This is a genomic window from Novimethylophilus kurashikiensis (genome assembly GCF_003112435.1).
GTDB classification, from domain to species: Bacteria; Pseudomonadota; Gammaproteobacteria; order Burkholderiales; family Methylophilaceae; genus Novimethylophilus; species Novimethylophilus kurashikiensis.
The window spans coordinates 13432-39354 of sequence record NZ_BDOQ01000008.1 but is presented as its reverse complement, the minus strand read 5'-3'; the positions used below and the strand labels follow the sequence as shown (position 1 = coordinate 39354).

26 protein-coding genes are annotated in these 25923 nt (G+C 55.5%); 11 read left to right on the top strand and 15 right to left on the bottom strand.

Annotated elements, in window-relative coordinates; translation table 11 throughout:
• Positions 1–108 precede the first annotated feature (108 nt).
• A complete protein-coding gene (locus NMK_RS10530; RefSeq protein WP_109015720.1) occupies positions 109–2070 on the top strand; it encodes a helicase-related protein in 1962 nt (653 codons plus the stop codon).
• Positions 2071–2111: 41 nt separating this feature from the next.
• Here the strand turns inward: NMK_RS10530 and NMK_RS10525 are convergent, their stop codons facing one another.
• On the bottom strand, positions 2112–2894 hold the full coding sequence (locus tag NMK_RS10525; protein ID WP_109015719.1) for a hypothetical protein: 783 nt from the start codon (positions 2892–2894) through the stop codon (positions 2112–2114).
• Between the two features lie 156 nt (positions 2895–3050).
• Between NMK_RS10525 and NMK_RS10520 the strand changes: the two genes are divergently transcribed.
• The 4 genes from NMK_RS10520 (at position 3051) to NMK_RS10505 (ending at position 10210) form a co-directional block, all read left to right on the top strand.
• Positions 3051–3641 (top strand): hypothetical protein, encoded by a 591-nt coding sequence (locus tag NMK_RS10520; RefSeq protein WP_109015718.1) that lies wholly within the window; start codon positions 3051–3053, stop codon positions 3639–3641.
• Between the two features lie 920 nt (positions 3642–4561).
• A complete protein-coding gene (locus NMK_RS10515; protein ID WP_109015717.1) occupies positions 4562–5806 on the top strand; it encodes a glyoxalase superfamily protein in 1245 nt (414 codons plus the stop codon).
• A gap of 205 nt (positions 5807–6011) precedes the next feature.
• Positions 6012–8060, top strand: coding sequence for a putative bifunctional diguanylate cyclase/phosphodiesterase (locus NMK_RS10510; RefSeq protein ID WP_109015716.1), 2049 nt, complete (start codon positions 6012–6014; stop codon positions 8058–8060).
• Between the two features lie 104 nt (positions 8061–8164).
• Positions 8165–10210, top strand: coding sequence for a S8 family serine peptidase (locus tag NMK_RS10505; protein ID WP_109015715.1), 2046 nt, complete (start codon positions 8165–8167; stop codon positions 10208–10210).
• Positions 10211–10259: 49 nt separating this feature from the next.
• Here the strand turns inward: NMK_RS10505 and NMK_RS10500 are convergent, their stop codons facing one another.
• From NMK_RS10500 to NMK_RS10490, 3 genes are all read right to left on the bottom strand, one after another.
• On the bottom strand, positions 10260–10508 hold the full coding sequence (locus tag NMK_RS10500; protein WP_109015714.1) for a hypothetical protein: 249 nt from the start codon (positions 10506–10508) through the stop codon (positions 10260–10262).
• The gene (locus NMK_RS10495; protein WP_109015713.1) at positions 10505–10957 is read right to left on the bottom strand and encodes a hypothetical protein; all 453 of its coding nucleotides are present in this window, start codon (positions 10955–10957) and stop codon (positions 10505–10507) included. Before NMK_RS10495 ends, NMK_RS10500 begins: the two co-directional genes overlap by 4 nt.
• 379 nt (positions 10958–11336) lie before the next feature.
• Positions 11337–11867 carry a hypothetical protein gene (locus NMK_RS10490; protein WP_109015712.1) on the bottom strand — a complete coding sequence of 177 codons (531 nt, stop codon included), beginning with the start codon at positions 11865–11867 and terminating at the stop codon, positions 11337–11339.
• A 292-nt stretch (positions 11868–12159) separates the two neighbouring features.
• Here NMK_RS10490 and NMK_RS10485 point away from each other — a divergent pair, with 292 nt between their 5' ends.
• The 3 genes from NMK_RS10485 to NMK_RS10475 are packed head-to-tail and all read left to right on the top strand — an operon-like array spanning position 12160 to position 13583.
• Entirely contained in the window at positions 12160–12717 is a 558-nt protein-coding gene (locus NMK_RS10485; protein WP_109015711.1) for a hypothetical protein, read from the top strand.
• Between the two features lie 24 nt (positions 12718–12741).
• Positions 12742–13128 carry a helix-turn-helix domain-containing protein gene (locus tag NMK_RS10480; protein WP_109015710.1) on the top strand — a complete coding sequence of 129 codons (387 nt, stop codon included), beginning with the start codon at positions 12742–12744 and terminating at the stop codon, positions 13126–13128.
• Entirely contained in the window at positions 13125–13583 is a 459-nt protein-coding gene (locus tag NMK_RS10475) for a hypothetical protein (RefSeq protein ID WP_109015709.1), read from the top strand. The genes NMK_RS10480 and NMK_RS10475 overlap by 4 nt, the downstream gene beginning before the upstream one ends.
• Here the strand turns inward: NMK_RS10475 and NMK_RS10470 are convergent.
• Genes NMK_RS10470 through NMK_RS10455 form a run of 4 tightly spaced genes read right to left on the bottom strand, consistent with a single transcriptional unit; the run spans position 13580 to position 17229 of the window.
• A complete protein-coding gene (locus NMK_RS10470) occupies positions 13580–14203 on the bottom strand; it encodes a uracil-DNA glycosylase (protein WP_109015708.1) in 624 nt (207 codons plus the stop codon). The two genes, NMK_RS10475 and NMK_RS10470, sit on opposite strands and share 4 nt — an antisense overlap.
• Positions 14203–14700: a DUF4262 domain-containing protein gene (locus tag NMK_RS10465; RefSeq protein ID WP_181376246.1), complete on the bottom strand. Its 498-nt coding sequence runs from the start codon at positions 14698–14700 to the stop codon at positions 14203–14205. The genes NMK_RS10470 and NMK_RS10465 overlap by 1 nt, the downstream gene beginning before the upstream one ends.
• 38 nt (positions 14701–14738) lie before the next feature.
• On the bottom strand, positions 14739–14987 hold the full coding sequence (locus tag NMK_RS10460) for a hypothetical protein (RefSeq protein ID WP_109015706.1): 249 nt from the start codon (positions 14985–14987) through the stop codon (positions 14739–14741).
• Between the two features lie 55 nt (positions 14988–15042).
• A complete protein-coding gene (locus NMK_RS10455) occupies positions 15043–17229 on the bottom strand; it encodes a putative bifunctional diguanylate cyclase/phosphodiesterase (RefSeq protein WP_109015705.1) in 2187 nt (728 codons plus the stop codon).
• Positions 17230–17424: 195 nt separating this feature from the next.
• On the opposite strand from NMK_RS10455, the gene NMK_RS10450 reads away from it, so the two are divergent.
• Positions 17425–18219 (top strand): Mom family adenine methylcarbamoylation protein, encoded by a 795-nt coding sequence (locus NMK_RS10450; RefSeq protein ID WP_109015704.1) that lies wholly within the window; start codon positions 17425–17427, stop codon positions 18217–18219.
• Positions 18220–18233: 14 nt separating this feature from the next.
• Complete coding sequence (locus tag NMK_RS10445; RefSeq protein WP_181376245.1) at positions 18234–18923, top strand: N-6 DNA methylase; 690 nt, start codon at positions 18234–18236, stop codon at positions 18921–18923.
• 1 nt (position 18924) lies between these two features.
• Here the strand turns inward: NMK_RS10445 and NMK_RS10440 are convergent, their stop codons facing one another.
• The 7 genes from NMK_RS10440 to NMK_RS10410 form a co-directional block, all read right to left on the bottom strand.
• Positions 18925–20022, bottom strand: coding sequence for a TrbC family F-type conjugative pilus assembly protein (locus NMK_RS10440; RefSeq protein WP_109015702.1), 1098 nt, complete (start codon positions 20020–20022; stop codon positions 18925–18927).
• Between the two features lies 1 nt (position 20023).
• Positions 20024–21550, bottom strand: coding sequence for a TraU family protein (locus NMK_RS10435; protein ID WP_181376244.1), 1527 nt, complete (start codon positions 21548–21550; stop codon positions 20024–20026).
• 11 nt (positions 21551–21561) lie between these two features.
• Positions 21562–22380, bottom strand: coding sequence for a hypothetical protein (locus NMK_RS10430; RefSeq protein ID WP_146187176.1), 819 nt, complete (start codon positions 22378–22380; stop codon positions 21562–21564).
• A 3-nt stretch (positions 22381–22383) separates the two neighbouring features.
• Positions 22384–23313, bottom strand: coding sequence for a hypothetical protein (locus tag NMK_RS10425; RefSeq protein WP_109015699.1), 930 nt, complete (start codon positions 23311–23313; stop codon positions 22384–22386).
• A gap of 294 nt (positions 23314–23607) precedes the next feature.
• Positions 23608–23892 carry a DUF2274 domain-containing protein gene (locus NMK_RS10420; protein WP_181376243.1) on the bottom strand — a complete coding sequence of 95 codons (285 nt, stop codon included), beginning with the start codon at positions 23890–23892 and terminating at the stop codon, positions 23608–23610.
• A 243-nt stretch (positions 23893–24135) separates the two neighbouring features.
• Positions 24136–24510 (bottom strand): hypothetical protein, encoded by a 375-nt coding sequence (locus NMK_RS10415; RefSeq protein WP_109015697.1) that lies wholly within the window; start codon positions 24508–24510, stop codon positions 24136–24138.
• A 28-nt stretch (positions 24511–24538) separates the two neighbouring features.
• On the bottom strand, positions 24539–25081 hold the full coding sequence (locus NMK_RS10410; protein WP_109015696.1) for a hypothetical protein: 543 nt from the start codon (positions 25079–25081) through the stop codon (positions 24539–24541).
• A gap of 61 nt (positions 25082–25142) precedes the next feature.
• Here NMK_RS10410 and NMK_RS10405 point away from each other — a divergent pair, with 61 nt between their 5' ends.
• Positions 25143–25808, top strand: coding sequence for a hypothetical protein (locus tag NMK_RS10405; RefSeq protein ID WP_146187175.1), 666 nt, complete (start codon positions 25143–25145; stop codon positions 25806–25808).
• Positions 25809–25923: the final 115 nt, after the last annotated feature.

Sequence of the window (25923 nt, the reverse complement as noted above, 5' to 3'; positions counted from 1 at the left end):
TTGAAGGCCACCTTTCGGGTCCGATTCGGCGTTCTCGTTCATATACTCAGGAGGTGCTGTTTCTCGCCAGCGCCATGCCACCCCGGCTTAATTTACTGAGGAGTTTTCATGGACGCGATTGCTGTTCCAGCCCCGGACATTCGGGTTACCCGTCTCCTGAGCGGCAACAAGATGTGGTTGGTTGCGGGCAAGGAGGTCCTCTCCTCCGCCGGCGACATCAAGATTCGCGGCTACATCGACGAGACCTGCCTGGGCCCTCAAACACACTGGAAGCACCTTACCCCTGAACAACGTGACGCAGCCGAGCGCTCTGTACTCGAGTCCTACGGAGAAAAGCTGCTTGCAGCAGTCACAGCAGCCTCAGAAGAAATCGCCTCCTTTCTCGAAGCCTGCTTCCGTGAGAACCTGGAACCCAAGCTCAAAAAGCTCAGAGATTCCTGGGCAAGCGGCACGCTCAACCTGGCTAAGATTGGTCAGTCTCTGATGCGTTCGCTGGAAGACATGCGGTCCAATCAACGCCATCGTCAGTTGGCCGACCAGATTGGCCAGAACATCAAGCTTTCCGACTTTCCTGATATTTTTCCGGCCCGTAGTCGCCAACGAAAGCTCATCGCGGTTCTCGGCCCTACGAATTCCGGCAAGACCTACGACGCTTTTAAGCGCCTCGCGACTGCAGGCAGCGGCGCGTATCTCGGCCCTTTGCGGCTATTGGCGCTGGAAGCCTTCACCCGGCTTAATGAGGAGTTTGGTGTGACCGCCTCGCTTATTACCGGGGAAGAGCGCCGCATTGTCGAGGGTAGCCGTATTACAGCCTCCACCATCGAGATGCTGGACCCATCCAAGGTCTATGATTGCGTCGTCATCGATGAAATTCAGATGTTGAATGACCCCAGCCGCGGGTGGGCATGGACGCACGCGGTCGTGAGCGCCAATGCCAGCGAAATCTGGCTGCTGGGTGCCCTGTCGGCAGAGCCCGCTATCAAGGCTTTGGCCGAACGCCTGGGGCTGCCCCTGGAGATACACAAGAAATCGCGTAAGCACCCCTTGGAAGTGTCTCCCCGGGCATTGGCGGCACACCCGATGACCGCGCTACGCCAAGCGCGTGCCGGCGACGCCTTCATCGTCTTCTCGCGCCGGGACGCACTCAACCTGCGCGACGACCTGCTTGCCCTCAAGAAATCCGTCGCCTGTATCTATGGCGCGCTGTCCCCTGAAGTGCGCGAACGCGAAGCCCGACGGTTTGCGTCCGGTGAAGCCGACATCCTGGTAGCCACGGATGCGGTCGGGATGGGGCTCAACTTGCCAATTCAGCGGGTGGTATTCACATCGGTGCAGAAATTCGACGGGGAAGCGGTGGCCGACTTGCCGGTGGCGCTTGCGCAGCAGATTGGCGGCCGGGCCGGCAGGTATGGCCATCAAACTGAGATGCCGGGCGAGGTGGTCGGTCTGACAGCCATGGAGCACAGCGTGGTGGAAACCCTGATGGCTGCCAAGCAACTTCCGCTTCCCACGCGGGGATTCCAGATTACGGCAACCTCTTCGTACCTCGAGACTGTTGCCGCGCTAACTGGGGATGACCGGCTTGAAGCACTGTTGTCACTGCTGCAGCGCCATGCGGATACGGGGGATGGCTTCTTCACGCTGATGATTCCAGAGGAGCAGCTCACGCGGGCCGCTTATCTCGACAAGTTGCCGAATATGGCGCTGGCCCTCAAGTACACCTTCTCGATGACCCCCATCTCCTCACGGGAAGAAAAGATGGAGCAGGTCTGGGCGGAATGGGCCCGCCGAGCCAACCAGGGGCTCCTGATACCGGTGGATTTCATCACAACGAAGCCTGAACGTGCGTCACTGGGTGATGCTGAGACGGTGGTTAGACTCTTGGCCGCCTATCGCTGGATGGGCTACCGTCTGCCCAACCTCTTTATCGATTACGAGGAGACAGAGCAACTGCTTGCCACGTGGACCACGGTGGTGGACGAGCATTTGCGCAGCCGAAGAAAGCAAGGCGCCGGTGGTGGTAAGCCTGGGTTGCCAAGCTGGTATTGGCAATACCGGAAAAACCGGTAGGCGGAAATGAAAAACGGCCCTTATAAAAGGGCCGTTTGAGTTTAGGCAGAGAGCGTATCTCGCAGGTTAATGACACCTCTCTTTCGACTGAAATAGTTCTGCCTTACAGCCGCCACCAATTTCTCGGCGTGGCTTGCCGGCATTCCCCATGAATCGATTTCGAAATACCGGGCGACAAAAGCGCCGACTTTTTGATGGATATATTGAAGTTCCATTTCATAGTCGGTCTTATCATCCGGGACCCGGTTACTCGGGAAGGCACGCTCAATTTCAGCGGCAACCAAGCCATTAAGCCGGTCAACCAACTCTTGCGAGCGAAGCTTTTGCCCGAGGCCAAAATCATCAGCAGTGTAATTCCACGTCACGTTCGTGAGCTTTAAGAACTGTGGGTGCGTCTTGATGAATCCAATGGCAGTCGCTGTTGCATAGCCATTGTTTAGTTTCATGGACTCCTCAATCTGCGGCATGACTTCCGCCGCGAATTCCGAAATCGGAAGGTGGCCTACCGCTTTGGCCATTAATGAGCAGAATTCGAAGTCGCTGGCAACAGTGGATATTTTGGAAGGGATGCAGTTCTTGGCAAGGATTGATGTGCTTTCCGAATAACTGTCGAAAACCGAATCCATTGTATCGGCAGCGTATGTCAGTCTAGCAATGGTTCCCCTGGTGGTCAGGTAAATGTGCAATGCTTTTTCTAGCTTTCCATTGCTGTCCAGTAGGGTTCCTACCAGTAACGTGCGAGGTGTTTTGTTATTAAGATGCTCCACCAGGATTTCGCTGGGTCCCATCATCGACTTCAATTGCTCAAATTCAGTTCGATTCATTTGATTCTCCTTAAAAATTTGTCCTAATGCCTTGGTATAGGGCAATCCATCGATGAAACACCCAATAGAAGAACAGATACCCTACCCTGATAGGTTGACAAATTAGCTATATTAAGGTATATTATAGGCACTCAATGGTATAAAAAGGGTGTCATTATGAAGAAATTATTGCTACTTGTCCTGTTCTTGCTGCCGGCCACTGTATTGGCTGCCAACGTATCGGCGTCCTCCGCCATGGAGGACGCAGGGTGGCGCCAGCTCTCTCCCAGCCAGCGCGCTGAAATCATGAAACAGGTCGCTGACACGGCGGCTCAAAATTCGCCCAGTTTAGAAAATATTCCTGCAGCGCAACGTATTGATGAGTGGGTCACGGTTGGCGCGCACATCGGGCAGGTTCTGAACGGCGCGGCCAAGGAAGTTGGTATGGCCTTAAACGACTTCATGGCGACGCCAGCTGGCAAGGTAGCGCTGGTGCTAATTGTCTGGAAGATAGCTGGAGGCGCTATGCTGCATTTTGTCGGCGGCGTGCTGGTGTGGGTGATTGGTGCTATCGTGATGTATGCCCTGTATCGTCGTTACGCGACCACTGAGATTAGCTACGACCCCGAGAAATTCAATATCTTCGGATTTCACCCCAAGCTGAGTGAACATCGCTCTGAACTCAGTGAAGGTGCCTGCTGGGGGCTGTTCCTGGGGTCTGCCTCCTTTGTATTCGGTGGGCTTATCGTTATGTTCACTGGCGGTTAAGGTTACAGCCCTATCGCGTAAAGCCAAGCCGGGGAATCCCGGCTTTTTTGCGCTTAAAAATCCCCCGCAAATGCGAGGGATTGAGTGGGTTAGTTAACCCAATTGACGGACCACTGATTGCAGTTGAGCGTCACGGTCGACGACCGTCTGGTTGGATGACCACTTTGATGCCAAGGCTTGCGCGCAATTAACTGCGTGCAATTTGAATCACGGTAAAACACCGTGTCCTTCTTACCTTCCGGACCATAAGCCAGCGTGACTGCGCACCGAGTCGGCTCTTTGCGAACATAGACTGGAAGCATGGTCATCACACGCTCCCCTTCTGATGCAATAACTGACTCGGTAATACAATGCATACCATGATATATGTCTCCCTTGAATGAGTGTTTCCTGCACATGGGTATAGGTTGGTTACATAATATCATATTTATTGATATACTGGTCTTGCATGGAGATGCGTTCTCCATGTGGGCACCTGGCCCGCCGCCTGCACGGTAATTCCGATGGTGAATCAGGACACGCTTACTTAATTCATGTATCCCATGACCTGGCGCGTAGACGAAACGCAGGCATCGACTTCAATTTTTGCGCCATTACTTATGGAGATACCCCATGGCTATAAGCCAAAGCAATACATTGCCTGAGTCCGGCACGTCAGCTGCCGTCTCCCCCTGCCCCTGCTGCGGTAGTAATCGCGAGATTTCCGTTTTCGCCAAAGCCTGTAATTCCAACTTCACCAGCATTCCACATCTAGGCATTGAGCATTTTGGATACATGCCTAGTGAGGTAGGTGTGCCAGGTTGCAGTGATGGGCCGGAGATTCATGTCTGTCTGGATTGTGGCCGAATCAAAAACGGGAAGTACCCTGTTTCTGATGAGCAACTTTGGAAAGAGACTGCCTATTTGCGGGAGGAGGTGTAATGCTAAACCATCCAAACGTATCGGCCCTTAAAGACCAAGCCAATCGTCTTATAGCCTACCTCGGCGACAAACATCGTATAAAGCTCAAGCTTTCCAGCGCGCTGGAAGCTATTGCCGCCATTCACCAGCAACGAGACTGGAATACCCTACGTGCCTGGGCTAGCGATGAGGGCGCACCAACCATCGCGCCCGATGAGTTTGAGCTGGTCTGGGATGCGAATGGTGCCTGCCTGCAAGCTGCAGCCAGCCAAGACTTTTTCAGACATTCAATGGTCTATGGCACTGCAGAGCAAACACGTGAGTGGCTGGTGCGCCACGTGGGTCAAGCAATTGAGCGCGGCTTTGGCGGCCTTTTTCTAAACCTTGGGCTGGCTTACAGCATCATCCCCGTCGGCTTGCAAGACAAGCTGATTTCGGTGGATTTGGGCGATTCCACGGGGCAAGCTGAATTCAATTTGCTACGCGACTTGAGCGCTGAAGAGGTTGTCGAGTTACTGACAACGTTGCACTTGAATCCAGGCAACGGCAATTTTTGGGTTTCGCTAGTCAATGCCTTTCTGAAAAACATGGTCGAGCGCGAATTAGAAGCCGGGGTACCTTTGACGCTACCCGCAGTTTGCGACCTTCTTGAACGGATGGGCCGTGGAGTTGAGCAGCCAAGCGAATTACTGGACCCGCCGGTGTTGGCGGAGTTTGAAGCATTGGGTCCGCGTGCTCAAGCATCTATCCAGGCCCTCATACTCAAGAGGGCGGAGGAGTTACGTCGGTTCAGGGCTATGGCTGGCTTTAAGCAGCTATTTTCTGCTAGCCCGTCCGCTCAAAGCTATGTGCACCAGCTCAACAGCACAACCCCGTTGCTGATAGACCTGGCTTTCCAGGGTGATGAGGCGATGATGCGGCATCAGGCGGCCCTGCTGTTGAGTGGGCTCACGTTTGCGATGCAACGAAAGATGTCGGGTGCAGGAGTTTTGAAGCGTCCTCACGTTCTTGGTACCCATAACATCCAATACATGTTGAACCCAACTATTGGCCGCTTAATCGAGCGAGCGCGTTCAGCAAAATGGAGCATTCTGGCGACCGCCCCCCGCGAGGGGGTGTTAATCAACGATACCGTAGGCGAGCTAGTGCTGGGAAACACATGGCATAAGATTTATTTTGATGGTCTGGATGCAAATGCCAAGTCTCGAGTGATAGAGCAACTTAACGCATCAACGGTCATCATGACGCCAGATGGGTTCCATTAACAGGGGTGCCCCAGGCCTGGTCAAACGGGCCTTGTAAGGCAATGCTTACAGCAGAAAATTAACAATTTAGTTTGTATCTGAGGGCCTGATTTTCATATTCGACGCTATACAACTTTAAGAGCCCGGAGTTAATACATGGGCACCAGACTTACTCGGACCAGATTCTGGTCCGTTTTTTACGAGTTAACGGGTGTAAGCGTACCTTATGTCATCACAGAGCATCTCTCCTTTGCGCGTACTGGTTGTTGCGGCAAATGCGCCTCAATTGGCTGCAATCACGGCCGCAGTGGCCAAGCTTCACCCCCATGGCGTAGTCGTCACCTGCTCCTACCTGCATCGTGCGCCGGTGGACTACCACCAGCAACCCTGTGACATTGTCCTCGTTGCCGGACCGGATGCCGAATGCCGTGAAGTGCTGGATGACCTCTTCGCGATAGCCCGTGGTCTCGACATCTTCCTTTACGCCGGGCATCTTGAAGCCAATGCGCCTCGGCTGGACTGGAGTGCTACGCAAGGCCGCGCTGGTGAAGCAGTAAAGTGGTCTGAAGAATCTGAAGGCGACCTCGCAGTAAAGCTGCATAGCATTCAGGCCTTCAAGCAGGTATGGACGGGCTTTACCGAGACGACGACGTTGCAGCATGCCATGCTTGAGCATCTGCGTGACGGCGCCTTCCTGGTCGACGAGCACCAGCGTATTGCCCATGCCAACCAAGAGGCTTGCCGGTTACTCAATGCCCCCATTGAAGCCCTGCTTGGCCAGGAAGTGGAACTTGTGGTTGCAGAGCGATTCCACGAGCAGGACCTGATTCGCGCCCTGCCCCCGCTTCCGGTCCCAGGACAAGGCGATTGGCGGATGGTGTTGTTCCGTCCCTCCAATGCAAACTTTGAGCTGCAAGCGGATACGCCGTCGCTGTTCCAGGATGTATTGACCGGACTGCCGACTCAAATTCTTCTGCATGACCGGCTCAACAAGTCGATTCAGCTCTGCTCCCGCTACTCACGCAATCTAGGCGTCCTCAAAATCTCCATTGGCTCGGCCAATCTGAAGGACATCATTGAGCTCAAGGGCCGTAACTTTGTGGACGTTCTAGCCCGCGAGTTGTCCCTGCGCTTGATGGGCGCGCTCCGCCTGGAAGACAGCGTCTCACGTGAGACCGGTACCGAGTTTGTCGCCTTGCTCCAGGAGATTTCAGACCATGACGACGCGGTGATGGTCGCAAAACGCGTACAGGCAGCCTGTAATGCGCCTATAGAGTTTGATGACGGCACCTCAATGGTGCTGCCGGTCAACATTGGCATTGCCTGCTTCCCAGCCCATGGGAAATCAACTACCGATTTGCTGGCGCGTGCCCAAGTCGCACTCTCACGTGCCGAGCACAACGGCTTGTCGGGTGGCTCTATCGAGACCTACGCGCCGGAAACCCGCCTTGATGCGGACAAGCTCTTCATTGAGCGCAAAGTGCTCCTGGCGCTGACCAATAACGAGCTCGTCATGTACTACCAGCCCAAGGTCGACGTGAAGACCAGTGAAGTCACTGGCGTCGAGGCTTTGTTGCGCTGGAACGACGGCGGCGTCATTCGAGGCCCAAATGTCATCCTGCAGGTAGCCTCGGACCTTAACGTGGTGACCCGTATTACCAAATGGGCGCTGCGTGAATCGGCGAAGCAAGGCGCCCTGTGGCGCGCGGCAGGCCATGAACTCCCGATTGCCGTGAATGTCCCCCCGGCCGACTTCTCCGACGAGCTGCTGACCCTGGTTGGCAACGTGCTCGCTGAGTTCAATCTTCCGCCGCACCTCCTCGAGCTGGAGGTTACTGAACTTGCCATGGGGGCCAGCAATCATGAGGCCCAGCGGGTCATGAAGGCCTTAGCCGATATTGGTGTTCGCCTTCATGTGGATGACTTCGGTACCGGGTATTCCTCAATGGAACGCCTGAAATCCTTCCCGGTGGCGACACTTAAGATTGACCGCTCTTTCATCCAGTCCACCCAGGATGCCAAGGTTGAAAACGGCAAGCTTCTGGTCTCCGCCGGCGGCCGCCCGGATATCGCCATCCTGCAAGCGGTACTGGCCATGGCGGACAGCATGCAACTCAAGACTGTCGTAGAAGGCGTTGAAAGTCGAACCCAGCTCGACGTGCTGGAACACCTTGGCGTCGATATCTGGCAAGGATTCCTTGCTACTCGAGCGCTACCTCCGGATGCCCTTATCGCCTGGCGTAATGCCTGGCATACGAAACACCGCATCGCCTAAGTATCGCGGCTATCAATCTGGCGCCTCTCCACCAAGGGAGCGGCGCCATTTTTACGCCTATACGGGGCATTGGGGGAACTCCCCGCTGATTTTGAGAGGTGCCTATGACGGCCAAACAAAAAGTAGTGAAGTATGTACAAAATCATCAGCTGCAGGTTGATACCTATTCAGTTGACAACGTCCACGTCCAGGAGCATGCCACCTATGGCTCCAATGGGCTTCTTTCTTCGATTACGAAGTTCGGTGCCGATGGGCACGTTAAGGAGCAAGACCGGTTTCAATATTCCCGCGGAGTGTTAACCGAGCTTGACCGCTACGCTCCGGATGGCACGCTTATCGAGCGTGATTTCTATGCCAACGGCGCGCTCGCAAAAACGGTGGCGATATCCGCGCAAGGCATCACCCAAACGGACTACAACCTGCGCAATGGCGGCCTTCGTGATGTGCTGACCTACGGCACGAATGGCCTGGAGCAGACGGCGACCCTGTATGGCCCTGATGGCAAGACCATCGTCGAGCAGGACGCCTTCAGCTACACCGGCACGACCCTGACCGGGGTGACCGCTATCAAGCCGACCGCAAGCGGTGGCACAGAGACCGACACCTATTCTCCCGCAGGTAATCGACTTGTGCTGACGCAGGCGGTGATTGCGGACAGTACCGGTCGCGTGACGGAGGTAGATAAGTTTTCCTATCTCGCCACCATGCCCCGGGATAGCGCTCTTGAAAATCGCTATGACGCGGCAGGAAATCTGCTGGAAACCGATGTGCTCATGCATGGCCAAGTGGCCAAGGCCTCCATCTATAACGCAGACAATACGCTCGCGTCTGTGACGACCTATTCCGGCCGACCAGGGCACGTCGCGCTTGAGGTGGATACCTACAATCACGGCACACTGGCCCAGGTTCAATACAACAACGGCTTGGGCCTTGCTCAATCGGTGGATGTGTATTCCTCTGACGGCACCTCCATTACTGAAACCGACACCTTCACCTACACCGCCGCCCACAAGGTGGCGACTGAAACGCACTATCACGGCCAGACGGTGTTCGAAAATGATGTGTTTGGGTACGTCAATAACGTACTTACCACGGAGACTAAGTACGACGGCTCCGGCACGCTGCTCGAGACGGACTACTTCAACGCCGATGGCACCCTAAATCATGTGGTGACGGCGCCAGTGGCTACGACTCCGGCTACATCACCTACTCCCTTCCCGGTGCCTGGCGCCTGGGATACAACCTCTGGCTATGGTGAAGTCAATGTCTTGAATGCTGTGAATCTGGTGACCGGTACCGTGCATCAGGCCGCCGCAACCCCGACCAATCTGGACTGGAGTGTGACCACCCCGAAGTTCCAGGACGCCTGGGCGAATGGCATGACGGGTAAAGGCGTGGTTATTGCGGACATCGACACCGGCATCGACCTGACCAATCCGGCGCTGACCCAGCACCTGAGCCAGTACAGCTGGAATTTCGTCAACAATAGCGCCAATGTGCAGGACGATAATGGCCACGGCACCTTCACCGCAGGCGAAATGGTCGCGGCTGATACCGGGAATGGTGTCGTGGGCGGCGCCTACGATTCCACCCTGATGGTTCTGAAGGCGCTGGACGCTGCCGGCAACGGCTCGGATACAGATATTGCCTCCGCTATTAACTACGCGGTCAACCACGGCGCCAACGTCATCAACCTGTCGCTCGGCGCGAGCAGCCCTGACGCCATTCTTCAGCAAGCGCTGCAGTATGCATCGGCGCATAACGTGATTGTCTGCATGGCCGCCGGAAATGAAGGCAGCAACACGCCTGATTATCCAGCGGGGTATGCCCAGACCATCACCAACTGCATCGCGGTCGGGGCCGACCAGCAAACCAGCACCGGCCTGTCCTCGGCCTCATTCAGCAACCACACGGGTAGCACAACGGGGTACAACTTCGTTGAAGCTCCTGGCAATAATGTGCTCGGCTATGACCTGCACGGCGCCCTTGGGGTGTGGGGTGGAACCTCAATGGCTTCCCCGCTCGTCGCCGCAGAATGCGCCGACCTGCTCTCCTATGGGCATGGCGTAACGTCCAGCCAGGCAGTTCAGGATGTGGTTTGCGGTGCGGTGGCGCTGAATCTCATCGGCTCCATGGCTGTTCACCACTAAACGCAGCAACAAAAAAGGCCGGAATTCCCGGCCTTTTTTGTTTGTCTGCTCAGTCCAACCGAGCATCTACCCAGTAGGGGAAGAAGTCATCCAGCTCCGCGCGCGCTTGCGCCTTTAATTCTTCAGGCCAACACACATTATAGGGCTTGGACCAAGATTTACCGTTCCACCAGCGCCGATTGCCCGGGTCCGCTGACGCGGGCTCCAGGGCGGCAAGGTATTCCCCGACCGTGGCCGGTGTAGCACCTGGCGCTTTCCAGTGCTGCTCTGCCGGCGAGACGACAATGCTGTGGCTCATTCGGTCTTCCCCGCAACATCAGGCAAGAACTCCTCGAAATCCTTCCATTGCGTAGCGCTGTTGCAGTCGGCTACATCCGCATAGTCCTGCTCAATCTTCTGCCTAACCTCGCGTTCAGCGGCGCGCAACTTTGTGTAGGCGTCATCGCGCACCGCCCTCAACTCGCTAAGGACTGGAGAATACGCGGCCTCAGTTTCAGCAAGCTTTGCGGTCAGCACCTCAATTTGAGCACGAATTTCAGCCAAGGCAGCATTGCGCTGGGTGATTGCCGCATCCAACGCCTTGCTTGATGAATCCGAGGCCGCACCCAACGCGCCATCCCTGATGGTCTGCTCTGCGGCATCAACCGCGGCATAAAAAGCAGCCTTACGCGCGTTATAGGCTTTATTGCGCAATCGAGTTGCTTCCTTGTTTAGCGCCTTTTGCGATTCCGTTAGCTTTTCAGCCATCGTTTAACTCCAAATGATTGCTTTTTATTATACATATTTTTAGTTAATTGTCAAGTGGTTAGCCAATCCCGCAGTGGGCTGAGTATTTTTTAGGCAAGCAAAACTTTTCAAACGAATTCTTGAAGTTGGAAGAGTTATCCACAAGGTTTCACACAAAATCTGTGCACAGCCTGTGCGTAAAAACTGCCAGTCCAAATGGGCTGGCAGTTAGAGGTTATACCGATTTAAGGTGTTTGGTGGCAGCAAGTTTGGCCGCATGCAATGACTTGCAATTTCTGGCGATACTCATGCCATCCGCGGCGGTTACTCGACATACATCCTTGTCACAGTAGCCATGGATGTACAGGCCTTTATACGAAATTGTCCACATCATGCTCTCCTAGAATAAAGCCTCATTGGTGACGACCCCTTCAGAATTCAACAGCGGGTCAGTCTTCGGGTCGTAAGCGTAATCCGTTAGCACGGCAATTCGCTCCAACGTGTCGAACTCCATTTCGGCCAATACCGCCAGACTCATGCAGTTGCCGCTATCCAAGGTGACCTTGGCGCGCTCGAGTGCATCAAGCATGCGATTAAGCGGCTCCTGCTCCAACGGAACACTGGTGAGCATCCGGCGCACGATTGCAGCAGAAATTCGCTCTGCGTCGTCATAACTGAATGCCTTTCGCATTTCCGGCATAGCCTCCGTACGTCGAATGGCGGCCAGTAATGAGCTGGCGTCCTTGGCCGGTACCGTCTGGGCAGCACGCTGAAGCAGGTAGCCGAAGCAATAAGGCTTCTCATCCTGACTAAACTTCGTGCTATCGACAATACGGTCAAAGAGCCCTATCAGCTCATTGGCAGTCTTGCGCGCTGCCATCACCTTGCCGAAGCGCTCCTGGACATCGGCGACATTAACTTCTGTTGTCATGTTTCCTCCTGAATAAAAATTAAGATACCTGTGGAGGTATAGCGCCGGCGCGCACTCTTAATTATGCGGACGTTACATTATATAGCATTTCTTACTATACTACGATATCCGACAAATTAATGCCCTCGGGCACTGTGAATGAGTGGTATCTGCACTGACATCTATCAGCCTTACCTGGCTTGCCGCCGTGCATCTCTCATTGGTTGGAACGAATTTTCGGTTTTGCGCCATCATGCGACTCACGTCCTTGATGGCGCCTTTTTATTTACTTGCTGAGTAACTGAAGGCTGCTATGTGGATTTTTCTGTTCATCCTGGCGATTGTTCCGATGACCTACTACTGGTCGGATTCCGTGGTGACCCTATTCCCCCAGTTGTCGCAGTACTTCCCGGACAAGGGCTCCAATAAGCAGGGTGTTGCCGGGCAGGCCCCGGGGCAGGACAAACAACCCCTGCTGCCCACCAAATGGGCCGAAGCCAAGACTGAGGCGGGCTACGCAGTATGGCTGATGTCCGCTGACGGTCAGTATCGCGTTGCTGTAGGTTGTCGTACTGGGGAAGCCCCTGCGATTCGAATAACGCAGCTGAATGGACAGCCCATCCCTTCCCGCATGATGCTGGACTTCCAGTTCGGCCGCATTCCGCTTTTGGACGGGGTGTTTGCCGGCGCAACGCCCGACCTCTTAAATGCCGTTTCCCAATTCTCCGCAATGTCGCTGCAGTACCCCCAGACCCCTGAGCAGGTAAAAGCCAACCAGCCTGGCCTGGCGGCGGCCTGGTTCAAAGTTGACCAGCACGAAAGCGGTCTGGTTGCGCGTGGGTTACAGCAGAACTGCGGGTTCCGTAACTAAATTCATCAACCACTGGAGTAGTAAATGGCCCACCAAGATGGGGTTCGCGTCTCATTAGTCGATGAGAGCATGTTGGACGCAACTGGCATTCTGCAAGGTAAGTCCGGTTGCACCAAGGCCTATGGCCTGACGGATGAAGCTGTCCGCCTATTCCTGTTGATTGCCTCTGCAGGTGAGGATGGGCTCACGCAGAGCAAGATTCCCAAGGAGTTGCGCGAGCAACTGAATGAGCACCTTATCCCCCTTGAGTTGCAGGAACTGGTGGCATGGGAGCGGGATAAGCGTGGGCGCAAGGCGTATCTCGTACTGACCTGGAAGGGACAGGAAGCGATTGCGGCGGCTCGCCCGGCGAAACAGACCAACAGCCGTATCAGCGCTCGTCGTCGAGCAGTCAATGGAGGTGTTCGATGAGCGCGGAGGTGGCGGCAACAGAAGCCCAAGCCAAGCGGCCAGTACCCAAGGGGGTCCTTATCGCCGCAGGCATGCTGGTCGCGCTCGGGGTCATGATTTCAATGGGGTCGTGGGTGTTTATTCTTTTTACGCAAGCCAAGGAATTGAGTGTGAGGCTTAATGACACCGAGGCTATCGTGAAGGAATTGTCCGCCGACCTCGCGGTCATGAAGAATGCGCAGGCTGACCAGGAGAGCCGGATTCAGGCTCAGGAGAAGCACCAGGAGGTCTCGCAATCTCCTGCGGTCCCTGTCGCTCAGCAGCAGGCTGCAACGGCCGACAACTCCGATGATGGCGATGTTGAGGAGAAGCCCTCAGGCGCCAAGGTAATGATAGGCGACGAGGAGATGACGGTGGAGCAGATGGCCGACCAAATTAAAGCCATGAATCGCGCCACCGACAGACCGCGCCACTAACCTTTGGCAAGGGCCACAGCAAGCGCAACCTGGCGCGCTGCAACATTGGCCCATTTTTCCCCTGACGGCGCATTGCGATTAAAGGCGAGTGGGCTGGTGTGCGGCATCGGCACCAGGAACTCCACGCTGCGCAATGCGTCCTGTATTCCAGGATGCGCGGAGCCGGCCTCCCTGGCCGCAGACCAGTCTCCATCTGAATTCCGCGCTTCCAGCTTCGAATAGAGCGTACCGGCCCCGGACAAGACAGCCGTTGGGGTTCCCCCGACCGCTAGAACAACACGCGGCTTGAAGGTTTCAAGCAAGTTGGCCAAGTACGGGATGCAGGCCTTGATTTCGCTCGAGCTGGGCTTCCTGTTCTCAGGTGGCCGGCATCGGCAGATGTTGGCTCGACCATACTCATCTCGAGACACCCCTTCCGCTAACATCAGCCGGTCCAAGGTTTTACCTGCCGTACCCACAAAGCCAACACCTTGCACATCCTCGTCAGCGCCAGGGGCCTCGCCAATGGCAAGCAGCCCTCCGACACGACAAGGGGACGCGACAACGATTTGCGTGCGACAGGAAGCCAGGCTGGGGCATTGCTGGCACGATTTATCTTGCCAGTGGGTAACGACCGTCATCAGTGCATACTCTCAAACAGTAAGGGTTGGGCGAATTTTGCTCGCTCATCAAAGCCTGCTTGCCAAGGAAAGTTACCATCGGCATCACACCAGACCACCTGCACCGCGGGAAGAGGTTCTCCCGCACGCACATTGGCGACGCAGATGAAATCTTCAGCAGCCCCTGCCGGAACCTTCTTGAAAACGAGCGGGAGCGGCAAGAACTTGAACTGGACCGGCTCGTCGAAAGCAAGCGCATTCTTGCGCAACAAGTTGGCAGCGTGATTCAAGATAGGCTGGGAGATATCCGGCGGCATGGAGAAGACAATCAATTCTGGCATTCCTTGAGAGGATAGCCCCACCGTGTAGGAAAATTTGACAGGTCTACCGGCACATTCAGTTCCAGTAGGAATGACAGCCAGCCCGTATTGCTCGATTATGGCCTCTACTTGTTCAAGGTATTCGTCAGGCCCAAGGCGACAGCATTCACAATCTTCATCATGGTCGTGGTCGGCCATCAAGCTATCCTCGTTTAAAGTTGCTAGAGTATGCCAGATTACTTCGCTGGAATGGCAAAGACGCCACATAGCGTATGCGCGTGCGGGGCCGAGTTTTCCACAAATTCAGAAATCTGATTCCAGGCTTCATTCGCCAGGAATGCCGCATCCTCGATAGGCTGATGCTTATAGGGCTCGCCAGCATGACCGCTCATGCAGTCTGCTTCATACCGATGCGCCATATATGTGGCAAGAAACTGGGATATGTACGCAGCCTTGAACTGCGCTTCTGTTTGGCGGATGGTCATACAAGAAAGCCTCTCGGAGGGAGAGGCTTAACTATGCCAAATTTGTAGCTTTATGTCAAGTTACTTTTCCACCCTGCTTGCGCAGGTTGAATTCATTCGGGTACATCCAGACGACTTGGTCAGGGGGCTTGGGTGCCGACGCCAGGTAACCTTGCCATACGTCGCAGCCCTTCTCCTTTAGCCACTCGTATTGCTCGCGGGTTTCAACCCCTTCTGCCACCGTCTTCATGTTGAGCGATTTCGCAATCATGAGCACCGTTTCTGCAATTGCGGCGTCCCGGCGGTCGCTCAGGTTGCCAATGAAGGATTTGTCGATTTTAAGGGCGCTCAGCGGGTACCGTCGCAGCTGGGCCATCGCTGAGTAACCAGTTCCGAAATCGTCCAGGGAGATGGACACGCCCATCGCCTGGAGCGCATGCATGCAGGAGAGCGTGCCATCGAAGTCCGTGGCCAACATGCTTTCAGTCAGCTCGAGCGCCAGCGAGTTTTCAGGCAGGCGATAGTCTTCCAGCACCGCTTTCAAGTGACTCACAAGGCGACCCGTGAAGCCATTTGCCGTCACATTGACTGAGATTGATGGCGACCAGCCATACTTCTTGCGCCAGAAATCGATTTGGCGTGCCGCCTCAGAACAGGCCCATTCACCAATGGGCACAATCAGGCCGCTCTCCTCCGCTGCAGCGATGAAGTTGTCTGGGTAGATGAGCTCGCCTTCATGCATCCAGCGAATCAACGCTTCAACACCCACTAGTTGTCCTGTCTTGAAACAGATTTGCGGCTGGTAGTGCAGGACGAATTCCTTGTTACGCAGAGCTTCATGAAGCGCATTTTCGAGCTGAATCTTTCGCGAGGCTTCTTCGTGCATCGCGGTGGAGAAGCTCAATACGGCGCCCTTCCCATTTTCCTTGACGTGATACATCGCCATGTCCGCATGGCGCATCAAGGTTTCAGCGTCTTCGCCAGCGTCCGGGAACGAGGCAATCCCAATGGAGGCACCAACCTGATAGAGCCGATTCTGGTCCTGAACCGGCTTGCAGGCCGCTTCGGAGAACCGCTTGGCGACATCCATAGCGTCATCCTCACCTTCAATTTCGGCGAGAATAACGACGAACTCGTCACCACCCTGGCGGCAAACTGTATCACTGTCCCGGATGAGCCCTTTGAAGCGGTGAGAAATCTCGAGGAGCACCTTATCCCCGGCCGCGTGGCCATACGTGTCGTTCACCATCTTGAACCCATCCAGGTCGATGAACAATAGCGCCATCTTGCGGTTATGGCGCTTGGCCAGCTGAATGGTCTGCGCCAAGCGATGCTGCATCAGTCGGCGATTGGGCAAGCGGGTCAGGGGGTCGTGCGAGGCGACGTAATTAATAGCGTTATCGTATTCAACCTTCTCCGTGACGTCCCGGAAGGCTACCGCCAGGCACCGCCCTTCCTTGGGCAGATGGACTTCGCTAAACCGAGCCTCGATGAGGCATTTAGTGCCATCCAGACGGTAAATCTCGAGTTGAATGGGATGTGCTTGGCGATGCACGGAGAATGACGACTCTTCGTTGAAGCCCTCATACTCCTTCTGCTGCTCGCCGTGAATGAATTCTTGCGCCTTGCGGCCAATCAACTGCCCCGGCTCGGCGCTCAGGATAAGCTCGGCTGAACGATTGGCTTCCAGCACCTCATCATCGGACGAGAATAGCATGAAGCCATCAATCGACTGCTCTATCATCGAGCGCATGCGCATTTCCATGTTGAGCGCATAGCGACGGGCCGACTCGAGCTCGCGAATGGTTGCAATACGGGCCGTAAGGGACGGCGGCAGTACCGGCTTGGTGATGACGTCACAAACGCCGCGCTCAACCAAGGTAAGGTCGTCCGGGTCCAGCGGAGACAAGGTCACGTAGGTGAGATAAAGCCAATGGCCGCGCTCGGCTGCCAGCTTTGATATGTCCCGGGCCGCAAGGGTCCCCAGCATACCGGGAAGAATGACGTCCATAAAGACGAGGTCGTAAGACTTCTCGCGGAAGGCCTCAATGGCCTCCTCGCCGGTCGAGACCGCGCGTACCGCCACATGAGGGTCATTGCTGATGAAGGAAACCATCAGCTCCTGGATGGCAGGGTCATCTTCAACCACCAACACAGACAGCTTCTCCAGCCCACCAGGTGAGAACATTTTTAGCCTATCCATGTTTTTAACGGAAACAAGGGCCGCGGCATTGGTGCCTGCGGCCGTGGTTGATAACGACATGCCTAATCCTTGATTATAAATGGCGGTCGAGGCGGACACTTACGCTCCGTCCGGCCAGGAATCTCAATAGTATAGCATTTAATGCTATATTGCGGCGTCATTTGGGTAGAGTTAATTTGATATCAATCTTAAATTCTGGTTGTGGATTTGTTAACATTGATGTATATCTTGTTAACACCTTACAAAAGGCAACCCATGCAAGCTTCACAACTCGCGCTCACCGCCGTAATGGGCAGTGACGGTGCTCAACGATGGCATCATCGACGGGATACGTTTGTCCCTCCCTCCAATCGATTTGACCCCGGCAGGTGCGAAGTCGTGGCCTTACCGGAAGCTGAGGCCAAGCAGTTTGTAATTCAGCATCACTATAGCGGGAGTTATCCCGCGGCACGCTTCCGTGTTGGACTTGTTGCAAAGCCTCGGGACGGCATCGCCTTCCTGGGTGGGGTGGCGGTGTTCTCTGTACCTATGCAGGCGGCCGCCATCAGTAAATACCTCGGTGGCTCGCTGCTTGAAGGGGTTGAGTTAGGCCGACTGGTGCTTCTGGACCATCCGCTTCTGGGGTACAACGCGGAGAGCTGGTTTGTCGCTCGCGCCTTCCGGTTGCTTAAAGCTGCGCTACCGGACGTAAAGGGGGTGGTGTCCTACTCCGACCCTGTTACCCGCTACAACGCAGATGGCGAAGTGGTTAAACCTGGCCATGCGGGGATTGTATATCGGGCCTTGAATGGTCTTTATCACGGCAGGTCTTCTGCGCGGACGCACATCATTGCGCGAGATGGCCGGGTGGTATCGGAACGCAGCTTGTCAAAAATCAGGTTAGGCGAGTCCGGTGTCGACTATTCCATTCGGCAGCTGATAGCGTTAGGCGCCCCAGCTCGCCTTCCCCATGAAGATGGGCGCGCTTACGTCGAGCGCGCACTGGCTGAGGGCGGATTTAGAAAAAGTCGCCATCCAGGCAACCATGTCTTCAGCTGGAGGGTGGCGTAATGGATGCACGGCGCATGAAGCCCTTAGTGTCTGCGCTGGACATGGGATATCGATACAGGCCCTATGAGATGCTGCGCTACTTCTTGAGCGGCCTTCGTACTTTATGGGGCCTCCCTGAGCTTGATACGGTGCCCGAGGATGCAAGTGATGCCGTGGTCGCCGGCATCGAGGCGTACAGCGAGCTCGTATCGCGCTCTGTGCCCTTCGAGGACATCTTGGGTCCCATGTACATGGAGTTGGCATCCCACGGCTCCAGACAGGGCTTGGCCCAGTTTTTTACCCCATTCCCGGTGGCATCAATGATGGCCAGGATGTCCATGGGAGACCTTGAGGCGCATGACGGGGGTTTGATTCGGGTATGTGACCCGGCCTGCGGAAGTGGCGTGATGCTACTCGCATTCCTGAATGCGGCGTGGACCGACTATGGCCCATCGATGCTTCAGCGCATCTCAGTAACGGGCGTGGACCTGGATGTGATTTGTGCGCATATGACGGCCGTCCAGCTCATCGCTAATTGCAATGTGCACTCATTGAAGCTTGGGGAGCTGCTTGTGCTCCGCGGGAACTCCTTGATGCCATGGGAGGGGATGCAGGTGGTCGCGCATGGAACCGCAACTGCCGATATCGTCGTTGCGCCACCACTCTCCCCTGAGCGCCTGGCGGCCCTGGCAGAAGCGGCCGCTGTCACCCCAGGACTGGTATGACTTACAGGCCGAGCCCGTGTGCCACCTTTTCTGCTAGCTCCTTGCGGTAAATCACGTCATCCTTACCGTCTTCAGAGAACACCGGGCCGTACGGCCCGCGCATCACGTGTTTGGTGGCCAACTCCTCCTGCCAATGCTGCAACACATGCTTGGGCAGTGAGTCGATATGCAAGTCTCCCTTGATGGGGGTGATGGCATTGCCGGTGACTTGAACAGCCTGATTACGGTCATTCACATTGCCATGCTGGTCAGCCAGGAGGTCCTGATAGTGCTGAATGACCTCTGCGGGGGCGCCAGCGTCCTTGAATCGTTCCAGGACGTAGTTGATGTTGAGTGCCCCAGAAATTTTGAAATAGGTGCTCTCCTTCGCTTTGGCGCATACCGGCTTATCCACGACCAGGGGCTCATCATCCGGGCCCTGCAGCGTGAGCTTTTGAGCTTGCGCACCAGGGGCGTCCTCACATCCTGAGCCGATATCATCCAGGTTCATGCGATTCGACCAGACGACACTGGGGACGACTTTAACGTCGAACATGTCGAACAAGTTCGGGTTCAGCTCAATGCCGCCCAATACCTGTCCATCCGCATTATTGAAGTCCTCGACGACTTCATCCATGTATTCCTTGATGGTGTCACCCTTGCGAACGCCGAGCATTACCAACGTGCCGCCAGTATTGAGCGCCGCCAACGAGTAGGCCTTCAAGAGAGAGACAGGCATAGAGCGAGAGACAAAAAAGTAGAATTTGCCGTATCCGCCGCCAATGGAGCCATCTCCCAGCAACACTTGGGCGCCGAACGCCTGGTCCTTGGGAGGGAGCGCTTTAACGTACGATTGCAAAGCTTGTTGGCGCAGCTTGGCGGACTGCTCAATCGAGAAGTCGATGACCGATTGCGGGACATTGTTCATTTCCGCTTCTGCCTTGGTGCTGGCCTCGACGGAGGCAATGGCTTTCTGCGTCGCTTCCGGCAACTGGGAAACATCCCCTTTCATGATGGCCTGCATTTTTGCCGTAGCGGCTTCGGTGTCAGCAAGGGCTGCCATCGGCAGCCCCAGGGAAGCCGCGAGAATCACGGCGCGCGTTAGGGAGGATGGCTTCATATCAGTTTTGTTCCGTCAAAGGTATATCTGCCAAAGCAATGGATAGTGGTGTCGGGGCCGTGTACGCCGGCTCAAGCGATGCGCCAGAGCCGAAAATATTGCCGCCATTCAGCCCAAGGGAGTTGCCGATGCCACTGACAGCGCCACTTACGCCATCACTGAACACATCCCCGACGCTGCTGCCAACACCATCGAAAACGGCACCCAAGCCATCACCGATGAATCCCAAGGCTGCGCCAACCGGGTCTGTAACGGCTTGATACACCGCATCCGCGACCTTGTAGGCGTTATAGAGCTGTTCCAACAAGCTGCCTTGGGGAATCAGGTTGCTTGCAATCATCTCAATCACATTCTCGATGGTCAGCACCATGAGGCAGCACTGACGTGCCTCCCAAACCTGCATGTAGCCGGCTTCACGGGACGGGAAGTTAAGGGGCTTGGGCAGGCGACTCACAATCCCTTCAGCCATGGACAACCCGCTCGAGGACGGCGCGCCAGCCTGGCCAACCGCAATAGTGGAGTCCATGTTGGCAATAGCAGCCGCATCCGCATTCAGCGAAATCATGCTGGCTTGTCCATCATCCTTGATGAAAGTCCCCCAGCGAATCATGTCGATGTTGTAGCGCGTCGTTACTTTAGCCGGGAAGGCCCATTGATAGCGATGCTGGAACGGGTCATAGAACGGCTGGTATTTCGGTTTGCATACCGCGTCGTCGCCCATGGTGCGCATAGTCAGGCCAAGAAGCGCTGAACGGGTCAGGTACTTGATGGTGACGTCCATATTAGTCACCTGTGCGGAATCCTTGGCGATGGCATTCGCCGTGAGAGGCATGCGGGTACCCTTCCAGGCACAAATACCCCAGTCCTGCCAATCGCCCAATGTGTTCGCCATGGACTCGAATCCACACGCCATCTGGGAAAGGAGCGGTGCCTCTGCCAGGAGGGAGACTTGCGGCGTCATGATGGCGGAGTAAACGTCGTTTTGGAAGATGAAGTCAGGCTCGGTCAGGTAGCCGATTTTCATACTACCTGTCACAGCATTGCATTTCTCGAACAGTGCCTTGCCAGCAATCGCGGCGACGTCCGCATAGACCCAGTGCACCTGCATATTGGTAACACCGTCTTTGCGCGGAGAGTGTGCGTTGTACTCTTGGCCCGAGGAAAGCGACATGAAGCCGGGGAGAATGTTGATGCCGGACAGGAAGCCCAGGCAGCCCGCCTGGCGAGCCACGTCATTGATGTATGAAGGCATCCAGAAGGTCAGCCCAAACCCGAAGCCAGAGTTCAGACCATCCTCACAGAAGCAAATCGGGTCAGCCTTATGCTTTGGAGGCTCCCCTACAGACTTGGGAGCGTCCATTAATGGAAAGCCGACAATCTTGATGCCGCCCATGTTGCGGAAATCAAGGTCAGTGAGAGGGTTCCACATCTTGCCAACGCATCCAGGGGACGCTTCAGCGGCAAGGGGGAGCACAGCTGCAGCTAGCAGACTGAGGGATGCAATGAATTTTTGTACTTTACGCAGCATAGCGACCATCCTTATTCGGTTGCACCATCCTGCTGGGCGTCTTGCTGGTCAGCGGCGGGCGTTGTTTCTGTCAGTACAGCGGGCTGCGGAGGCGCAACCTCTCCAGCATCCCCTAAGCCAAACCACGCCTCCTTGACGACGGAACTGTCGGCCGGGAGCTTGATTTCAGTAATGGCCATATGCCCCTGGTGCGGCCCCCGGCCAAAGCCAATCAGCGTAGGCACGGCTTCCACATGAAACTTCTCAAGCATGCTGGGCGCTGGATGGTAAATGGGGCGACCGACTTCGCTCGAAAGCTCGCCAACATCGCCTGCAATCATCATGAAGCTCAGTTGCTCAACGTTCTGCTTGAGCAACTCACGTGCGAAGCTCATCTGCGCCGGGTCGGTGCCATCAAAAATAAACAAGCGCTCGATGCCCGCGGCTGGCATTTTGGCAATAGGGTTGAGATACGTGCCCGCCTGCGCGGCAAGCACCTTGCCGGGAGCAAACACGGAACCTGACTGCCAGTCCACCCAAGGCAGGTAGATGTCCTCCGAAACAACGATACCCACATCCTTCCAACGCGTGCGCGTCACATCTGCCCGAGGCAGCATGTAGGACGGTAGATTCTTGGTATAGTCTTGCGCGGACTCCTTGAGTTCCTCCTGGTCGGTCGACCAATCGTGACGCGCAACAAGCCGCATCAGGGTGACACGAAAATCCTCTTCAATCACCTCGTAGACCTGCCCTTCCACCCCGAGGTCAACCGCCTGGGCAGGATGGGCAAGGCTAAGCGCCGCAAGCGCGGCGACGGAGAACAATGTGTGTTTCACCCTGATGCGCAGCATCAACTACTCCCCTTTAATTCCCACCATGCCGGCGGCTTTCTTGGACTTCTTGCGGGCGGCCGATGCATTGCCCAGTACCTGGTCATCCCTTGAATTGAGCATCTGGGTGACCTGTGCAATCAACCGCTCGACATACGTCGGGCGTACATTCAGTTCAGTGGCGATGCTATCCACGTTCATACGGCGCACCAGTACCCGTTCGGCGACGGCGCGCTGGCTCTTGGAGAGCGGCAGCCCTTCAATGCGCACTCGGAAATAATCCGGCGTTACTTGTTGCGGCAGCTGGCTGTAATCTTCTGGCTCAACCGACAGTTCAAGCGAATCCTTGAAGTCATCGACGTCCTTAGGATTAACCGCGGCGCCAATCGCTTCCATGAAGGAGCTGTCCCGACCGGTGCGGAACAAGGCGCCCGGAATGGCGACGACCGCACCGATGTTGCGACGTAGCTTCAAAGCGGCATGTTGGCCCGACATGTAGGCATAGCGTGCCAGCTGGTTACGCTGAAAATTCGGCTTAGCGGTCAACGCAGCCCAGGCCGCGTGCACTTCCTGCGCCGCGTCGTCGCGCAGGTGCCAGGGCACGGAAACCTTGGCTAGCACAATGTCGGTTAGCTTCTTCAGTAAGCCGTAATCTACGAGGCGGGTGTATACCGATACGACCTCACCCTCAGCAAGCTCGCGAACCTGAACAGGCGCCGAGCGAACGCGGCGACCAGGTTGCGGCCGCTCTTCTTGGACAAGCTCTTCGTCGTCCAGCGAAATATCGTCATCGACACCACTACCTTGTGCCAGCAGGTGGGTCTCGTCGGAATCGATATCCGCGCCAACATGCTCGAACGACTCGGCAAATCCGGTCGTATCGTTGGAGAGCAAAACATCAATGGCAAACGGCTCGCCATGATGCGTAAAGTGTTTAACAGGAGAAGTGTGCATTCCACGGTTCACAGAAAAATCCCAGAGCCGCGTGGCGCGCTATACTCGCTTGCCAGCTGACCCGAGGGAGATGCAATTCCCGCGCATTGCTGCGCAGACCCATTCGCACGCCGACTGCGCGCAAAATGGCCTCTGTGACGGTGGTATTCGATACCTACTGCGGCTCAACCGTGACCGCGCTCGATACCCCGCAAACTTCAAATTTCCTTGGTGCGATAGAAGTCAATAGCCACGCGATGCGCAGCTATTGACGAAGGTGTTCGCACGAAACACCCGACTTAATAATTCCTGGTACTAGAGAGTGGAGGATTCCGCACCACTGCCATAGTTGCTAGCCGGAGCTGCCGGGGCCGAAGGGGCCGCAGCTGCTTGAGGCTGCTTCAGATATTTCTGGAAGGTCTTGTCGTCAGCCATAAAGCTGGTCAACATGGCTTCCACCATATCCTTCATCGTAATTTCAACTTCATGCTCGGCCATGTAACAGGCCTGGTACTTATGCAGCAGGTCCGAAGTCGACTCTTTCAGAGAAAAAGTGTGTTTGACGGTGGACTCGCTTACTGGGATGCGCGAAAGTTTCATCAGTGCTCCATTCCATTGAGGATAGTATACTAAAGAATATGCAAAATTGCAAGTGCTCAATCGCTGGAAGCCTAGTGCCGCAGGGACCTCAGGCATGCATCCATCTGAGGGCGGAGCGTTACCGTTCAAAATTAAACGGGTATGCGGGACTTACCTTCCAGCAAGAGAGAGAATGAGTATAGGCATCAAATAAAAAAGGCCGACGCCACGTGGTGACATCGGCCGTTATCTTGCGAAGGCGGATTACTTTTTGGACTTGCCCATAATCAGCGCCGGATGCTTCTTGTAGAGCAAGGCTGTGGCCGTTGCAATAGCGCCCCACATGACGAACAGCATTGCAGGCATGTGCGGCTTAAAGATGGTCATGCCGAAGGCGAGGCCGAAGAACACCGCAAGAATCGAGTACTGCACCAGCCCGAACAGGCCGCCGGTCTTGGCATCTTCCTCCAGCAGCTTATATACGGGATGCTCTTTGTCATCTGCGAATACAGCCTGCAGCGAGGGCTCGTCCACCATCAGCCACTTATTGTCGCGGGCTACTTGAATGGCAGCCAGGGCTTCAGGTGTACGCAGTTGGGCCAACAGTTCCGGTGTGGCCTTGGTTACGGATTGGGTCATATTAAAACTCTCCTGGTTGTGCCAATGGCTACCTGGGGAGTTTTAACTTTCCCTCAGCCATCAGCTTTTCGATACGATGAATTTCAGCGTCTTCTTCCGCCTTGGTCATGCGCTTGTAATGCTCAGCCTGAAAACCGCTGGGGAATGAAAGCGTCAGCTCTTTTCCCTCAATGCGAAACTCAGCCTTGCTCACTTGCCCAAGGGTATTGGTCATCACCAAGGTACCGGCCTTATTGCCGGATTTGGCAGCGAAAGAATCAGCAGGCGCTAAGGTATAGCTGTAACTGGCATTAATTGCTTCACTTCCGTACGGCTCCAGCAGAACCTTTTTGGATTTACCGTCGAACTTGATGGTGCCCGGCCAGCTACCCTTCACCGCATGCCAAGCATCGCCGGCCAAAGGGTCCGTGTCGGCCGCAGCCACCATCCCGGTCAGGCCAAATGTTAACAACAGAGCAATAAATGCCTTTGCTCGCAAGGATGTTTTCGGGTGTGTGTTCATTTTGTTTTGCAGGTTAACAGCGCGCTTGGTATCATTCGCGACAAATGAGGAGGAATTTTTGATGAGCATGTCTGTGCTTCCGTCGTTAATGGAGACCCTTAAAAAAGGGAATGTTCTAAAAAGCGTTGAAATGATGCGCGCCTGGTTAGCGTCTTCCGAAGAAGGTGAACCTGAAGCGCTGCTTGCCGCTTGCCCGACTGAGTGGCGGGCTAAAATTGCCCTGCTGATGCGCGACCTGCTTGCCCGGTACCCCTCGACAGTGATTGGTGCGCCGGTCTTGCTTTACATCGAGCCCGGCAATGACCCCGAGTGTTTGCCGCCGGAGGGAAATGTTGCTATTGCCCACCTCCCCTACCCTACCAGGGACCAGAATCAGCCATGCGCGGAGCTGCACTTCATTGGATGGCTTCCGACTTCAGCCAAGCTACCGGTGCGTCTGCCGTTTAACCCTGCCCATTACGACACCGCGGTGCCCATGAACCGTATTTTTGCTGCTGTGGCCTTATTCCGCAGCACGCCGGAGGTATTCGACCTCGAAAACCTCGAGCTACCCAATCTCTGGTGGGGAGAGCTTTTCCGCCCTGTGGCCGGAAACATTCAACTCTCCGCCCGTATGCTGCTACCCTACCCTGACGCTATCGAGGCCGCGCGAGTGCTGGAAGCGTCTGCGAACGCCTCAACGCTGCCGACACGCACAGGCTTCCTATCGGACAACGGCTGGGCCTGGGCAACAGATGCCGGCATCCTCTTCAACGAGCAATGCCGGCGGAACAACCATAGCGAGGACGCTATTTAACTCGGTTAAATCTTGGTGATACCGTCGGCGCAGCCTGCGCCAATATTGCTGCTTCCACCACCAATGTTATCATTACGCATTTCGTTCTCCTGACAATGAGGGCTGGGATTTCCAG

What these genes read in the sequence shown, in the direction of transcription:
- NMK_RS10530 (WP_109015720.1), top strand. Translation starts at nt 109, where the DNA reads ATGGACGCGATTGCTGTTCCAGCCCCGGACATTCGGGTTACCCGTCTC.
- NMK_RS10525 (WP_109015719.1), bottom strand. Translation starts at nt 2,894, where the DNA reads ATGAATCGAACTGAATTTGAGCAATTGAAGTCGATGATGGGACCCAGC.
- NMK_RS10520 (WP_109015718.1), top strand. Translation starts at nt 3,051, where the DNA reads ATGAAGAAATTATTGCTACTTGTCCTGTTCTTGCTGCCGGCCACTGTA.
- NMK_RS10515 (WP_109015717.1), top strand. Translation starts at nt 4,562, where the DNA reads ATGCTAAACCATCCAAACGTATCGGCCCTTAAAGACCAAGCCAATCGT.
- NMK_RS10510 (WP_109015716.1), top strand. Translation starts at nt 6,012, where the DNA reads ATGTCATCACAGAGCATCTCTCCTTTGCGCGTACTGGTTGTTGCGGCA.
- NMK_RS10505 (WP_109015715.1), top strand. Translation starts at nt 8,165, where the DNA reads ATGACGGCCAAACAAAAAGTAGTGAAGTATGTACAAAATCATCAGCTG.
- NMK_RS10500 (WP_109015714.1), bottom strand. Translation starts at nt 10,508, where the DNA reads ATGAGCCACAGCATTGTCGTCTCGCCGGCAGAGCAGCACTGGAAAGCG.
- NMK_RS10495 (WP_109015713.1), bottom strand. Translation starts at nt 10,957, where the DNA reads ATGGCTGAAAAGCTAACGGAATCGCAAAAGGCGCTAAACAAGGAAGCA.
- NMK_RS10490 (WP_109015712.1), bottom strand. Translation starts at nt 11,867, where the DNA reads ATGACAACAGAAGTTAATGTCGCCGATGTCCAGGAGCGCTTCGGCAAG.
- NMK_RS10485 (WP_109015711.1), top strand. Translation starts at nt 12,160, where the DNA reads ATGTGGATTTTTCTGTTCATCCTGGCGATTGTTCCGATGACCTACTAC.
- NMK_RS10480 (WP_109015710.1), top strand. Translation starts at nt 12,742, where the DNA reads ATGGCCCACCAAGATGGGGTTCGCGTCTCATTAGTCGATGAGAGCATG.
- NMK_RS10475 (WP_109015709.1), top strand. Translation starts at nt 13,125, where the DNA reads ATGAGCGCGGAGGTGGCGGCAACAGAAGCCCAAGCCAAGCGGCCAGTA.
- NMK_RS10470 (WP_109015708.1), bottom strand. Translation starts at nt 14,203, where the DNA reads ATGACGGTCGTTACCCACTGGCAAGATAAATCGTGCCAGCAATGCCCC.
- NMK_RS10465 (WP_181376246.1), bottom strand. Translation starts at nt 14,700, where the DNA reads ATGGCCGACCACGACCATGATGAAGATTGTGAATGCTGTCGCCTTGGG.
- NMK_RS10460 (WP_109015706.1), bottom strand. Translation starts at nt 14,987, where the DNA reads ATGACCATCCGCCAAACAGAAGCGCAGTTCAAGGCTGCGTACATATCC.
- NMK_RS10455 (WP_109015705.1), bottom strand. Translation starts at nt 17,229, where the DNA reads ATGTCGTTATCAACCACGGCCGCAGGCACCAATGCCGCGGCCCTTGTT.
- NMK_RS10450 (WP_109015704.1), top strand. Translation starts at nt 17,425, where the DNA reads ATGCAAGCTTCACAACTCGCGCTCACCGCCGTAATGGGCAGTGACGGT.
- NMK_RS10445 (WP_181376245.1), top strand. Translation starts at nt 18,234, where the DNA reads ATGAAGCCCTTAGTGTCTGCGCTGGACATGGGATATCGATACAGGCCC.
- NMK_RS10440 (WP_109015702.1), bottom strand. Translation starts at nt 20,022, where the DNA reads ATGAAGCCATCCTCCCTAACGCGCGCCGTGATTCTCGCGGCTTCCCTG.
- NMK_RS10435 (WP_181376244.1), bottom strand. Translation starts at nt 21,550, where the DNA reads ATGCTGCGTAAAGTACAAAAATTCATTGCATCCCTCAGTCTGCTAGCT.
- NMK_RS10430 (WP_146187176.1), bottom strand. Translation starts at nt 22,380, where the DNA reads ATGCTGCGCATCAGGGTGAAACACACATTGTTCTCCGTCGCCGCGCTT.
- NMK_RS10425 (WP_109015699.1), bottom strand. Translation starts at nt 23,313, where the DNA reads ATGCACACTTCTCCTGTTAAACACTTTACGCATCATGGCGAGCCGTTT.
- NMK_RS10420 (WP_181376243.1), bottom strand. Translation starts at nt 23,892, where the DNA reads ATGAAACTTTCGCGCATCCCAGTAAGCGAGTCCACCGTCAAACACACT.
- NMK_RS10415 (WP_109015697.1), bottom strand. Translation starts at nt 24,510, where the DNA reads ATGACCCAATCCGTAACCAAGGCCACACCGGAACTGTTGGCCCAACTG.
- NMK_RS10410 (WP_109015696.1), bottom strand. Translation starts at nt 25,081, where the DNA reads ATGCTCATCAAAAATTCCTCCTCATTTGTCGCGAATGATACCAAGCGC.
- NMK_RS10405 (WP_146187175.1), top strand. Translation starts at nt 25,143, where the DNA reads ATGATGCGCGCCTGGTTAGCGTCTTCCGAAGAAGGTGAACCTGAAGCG.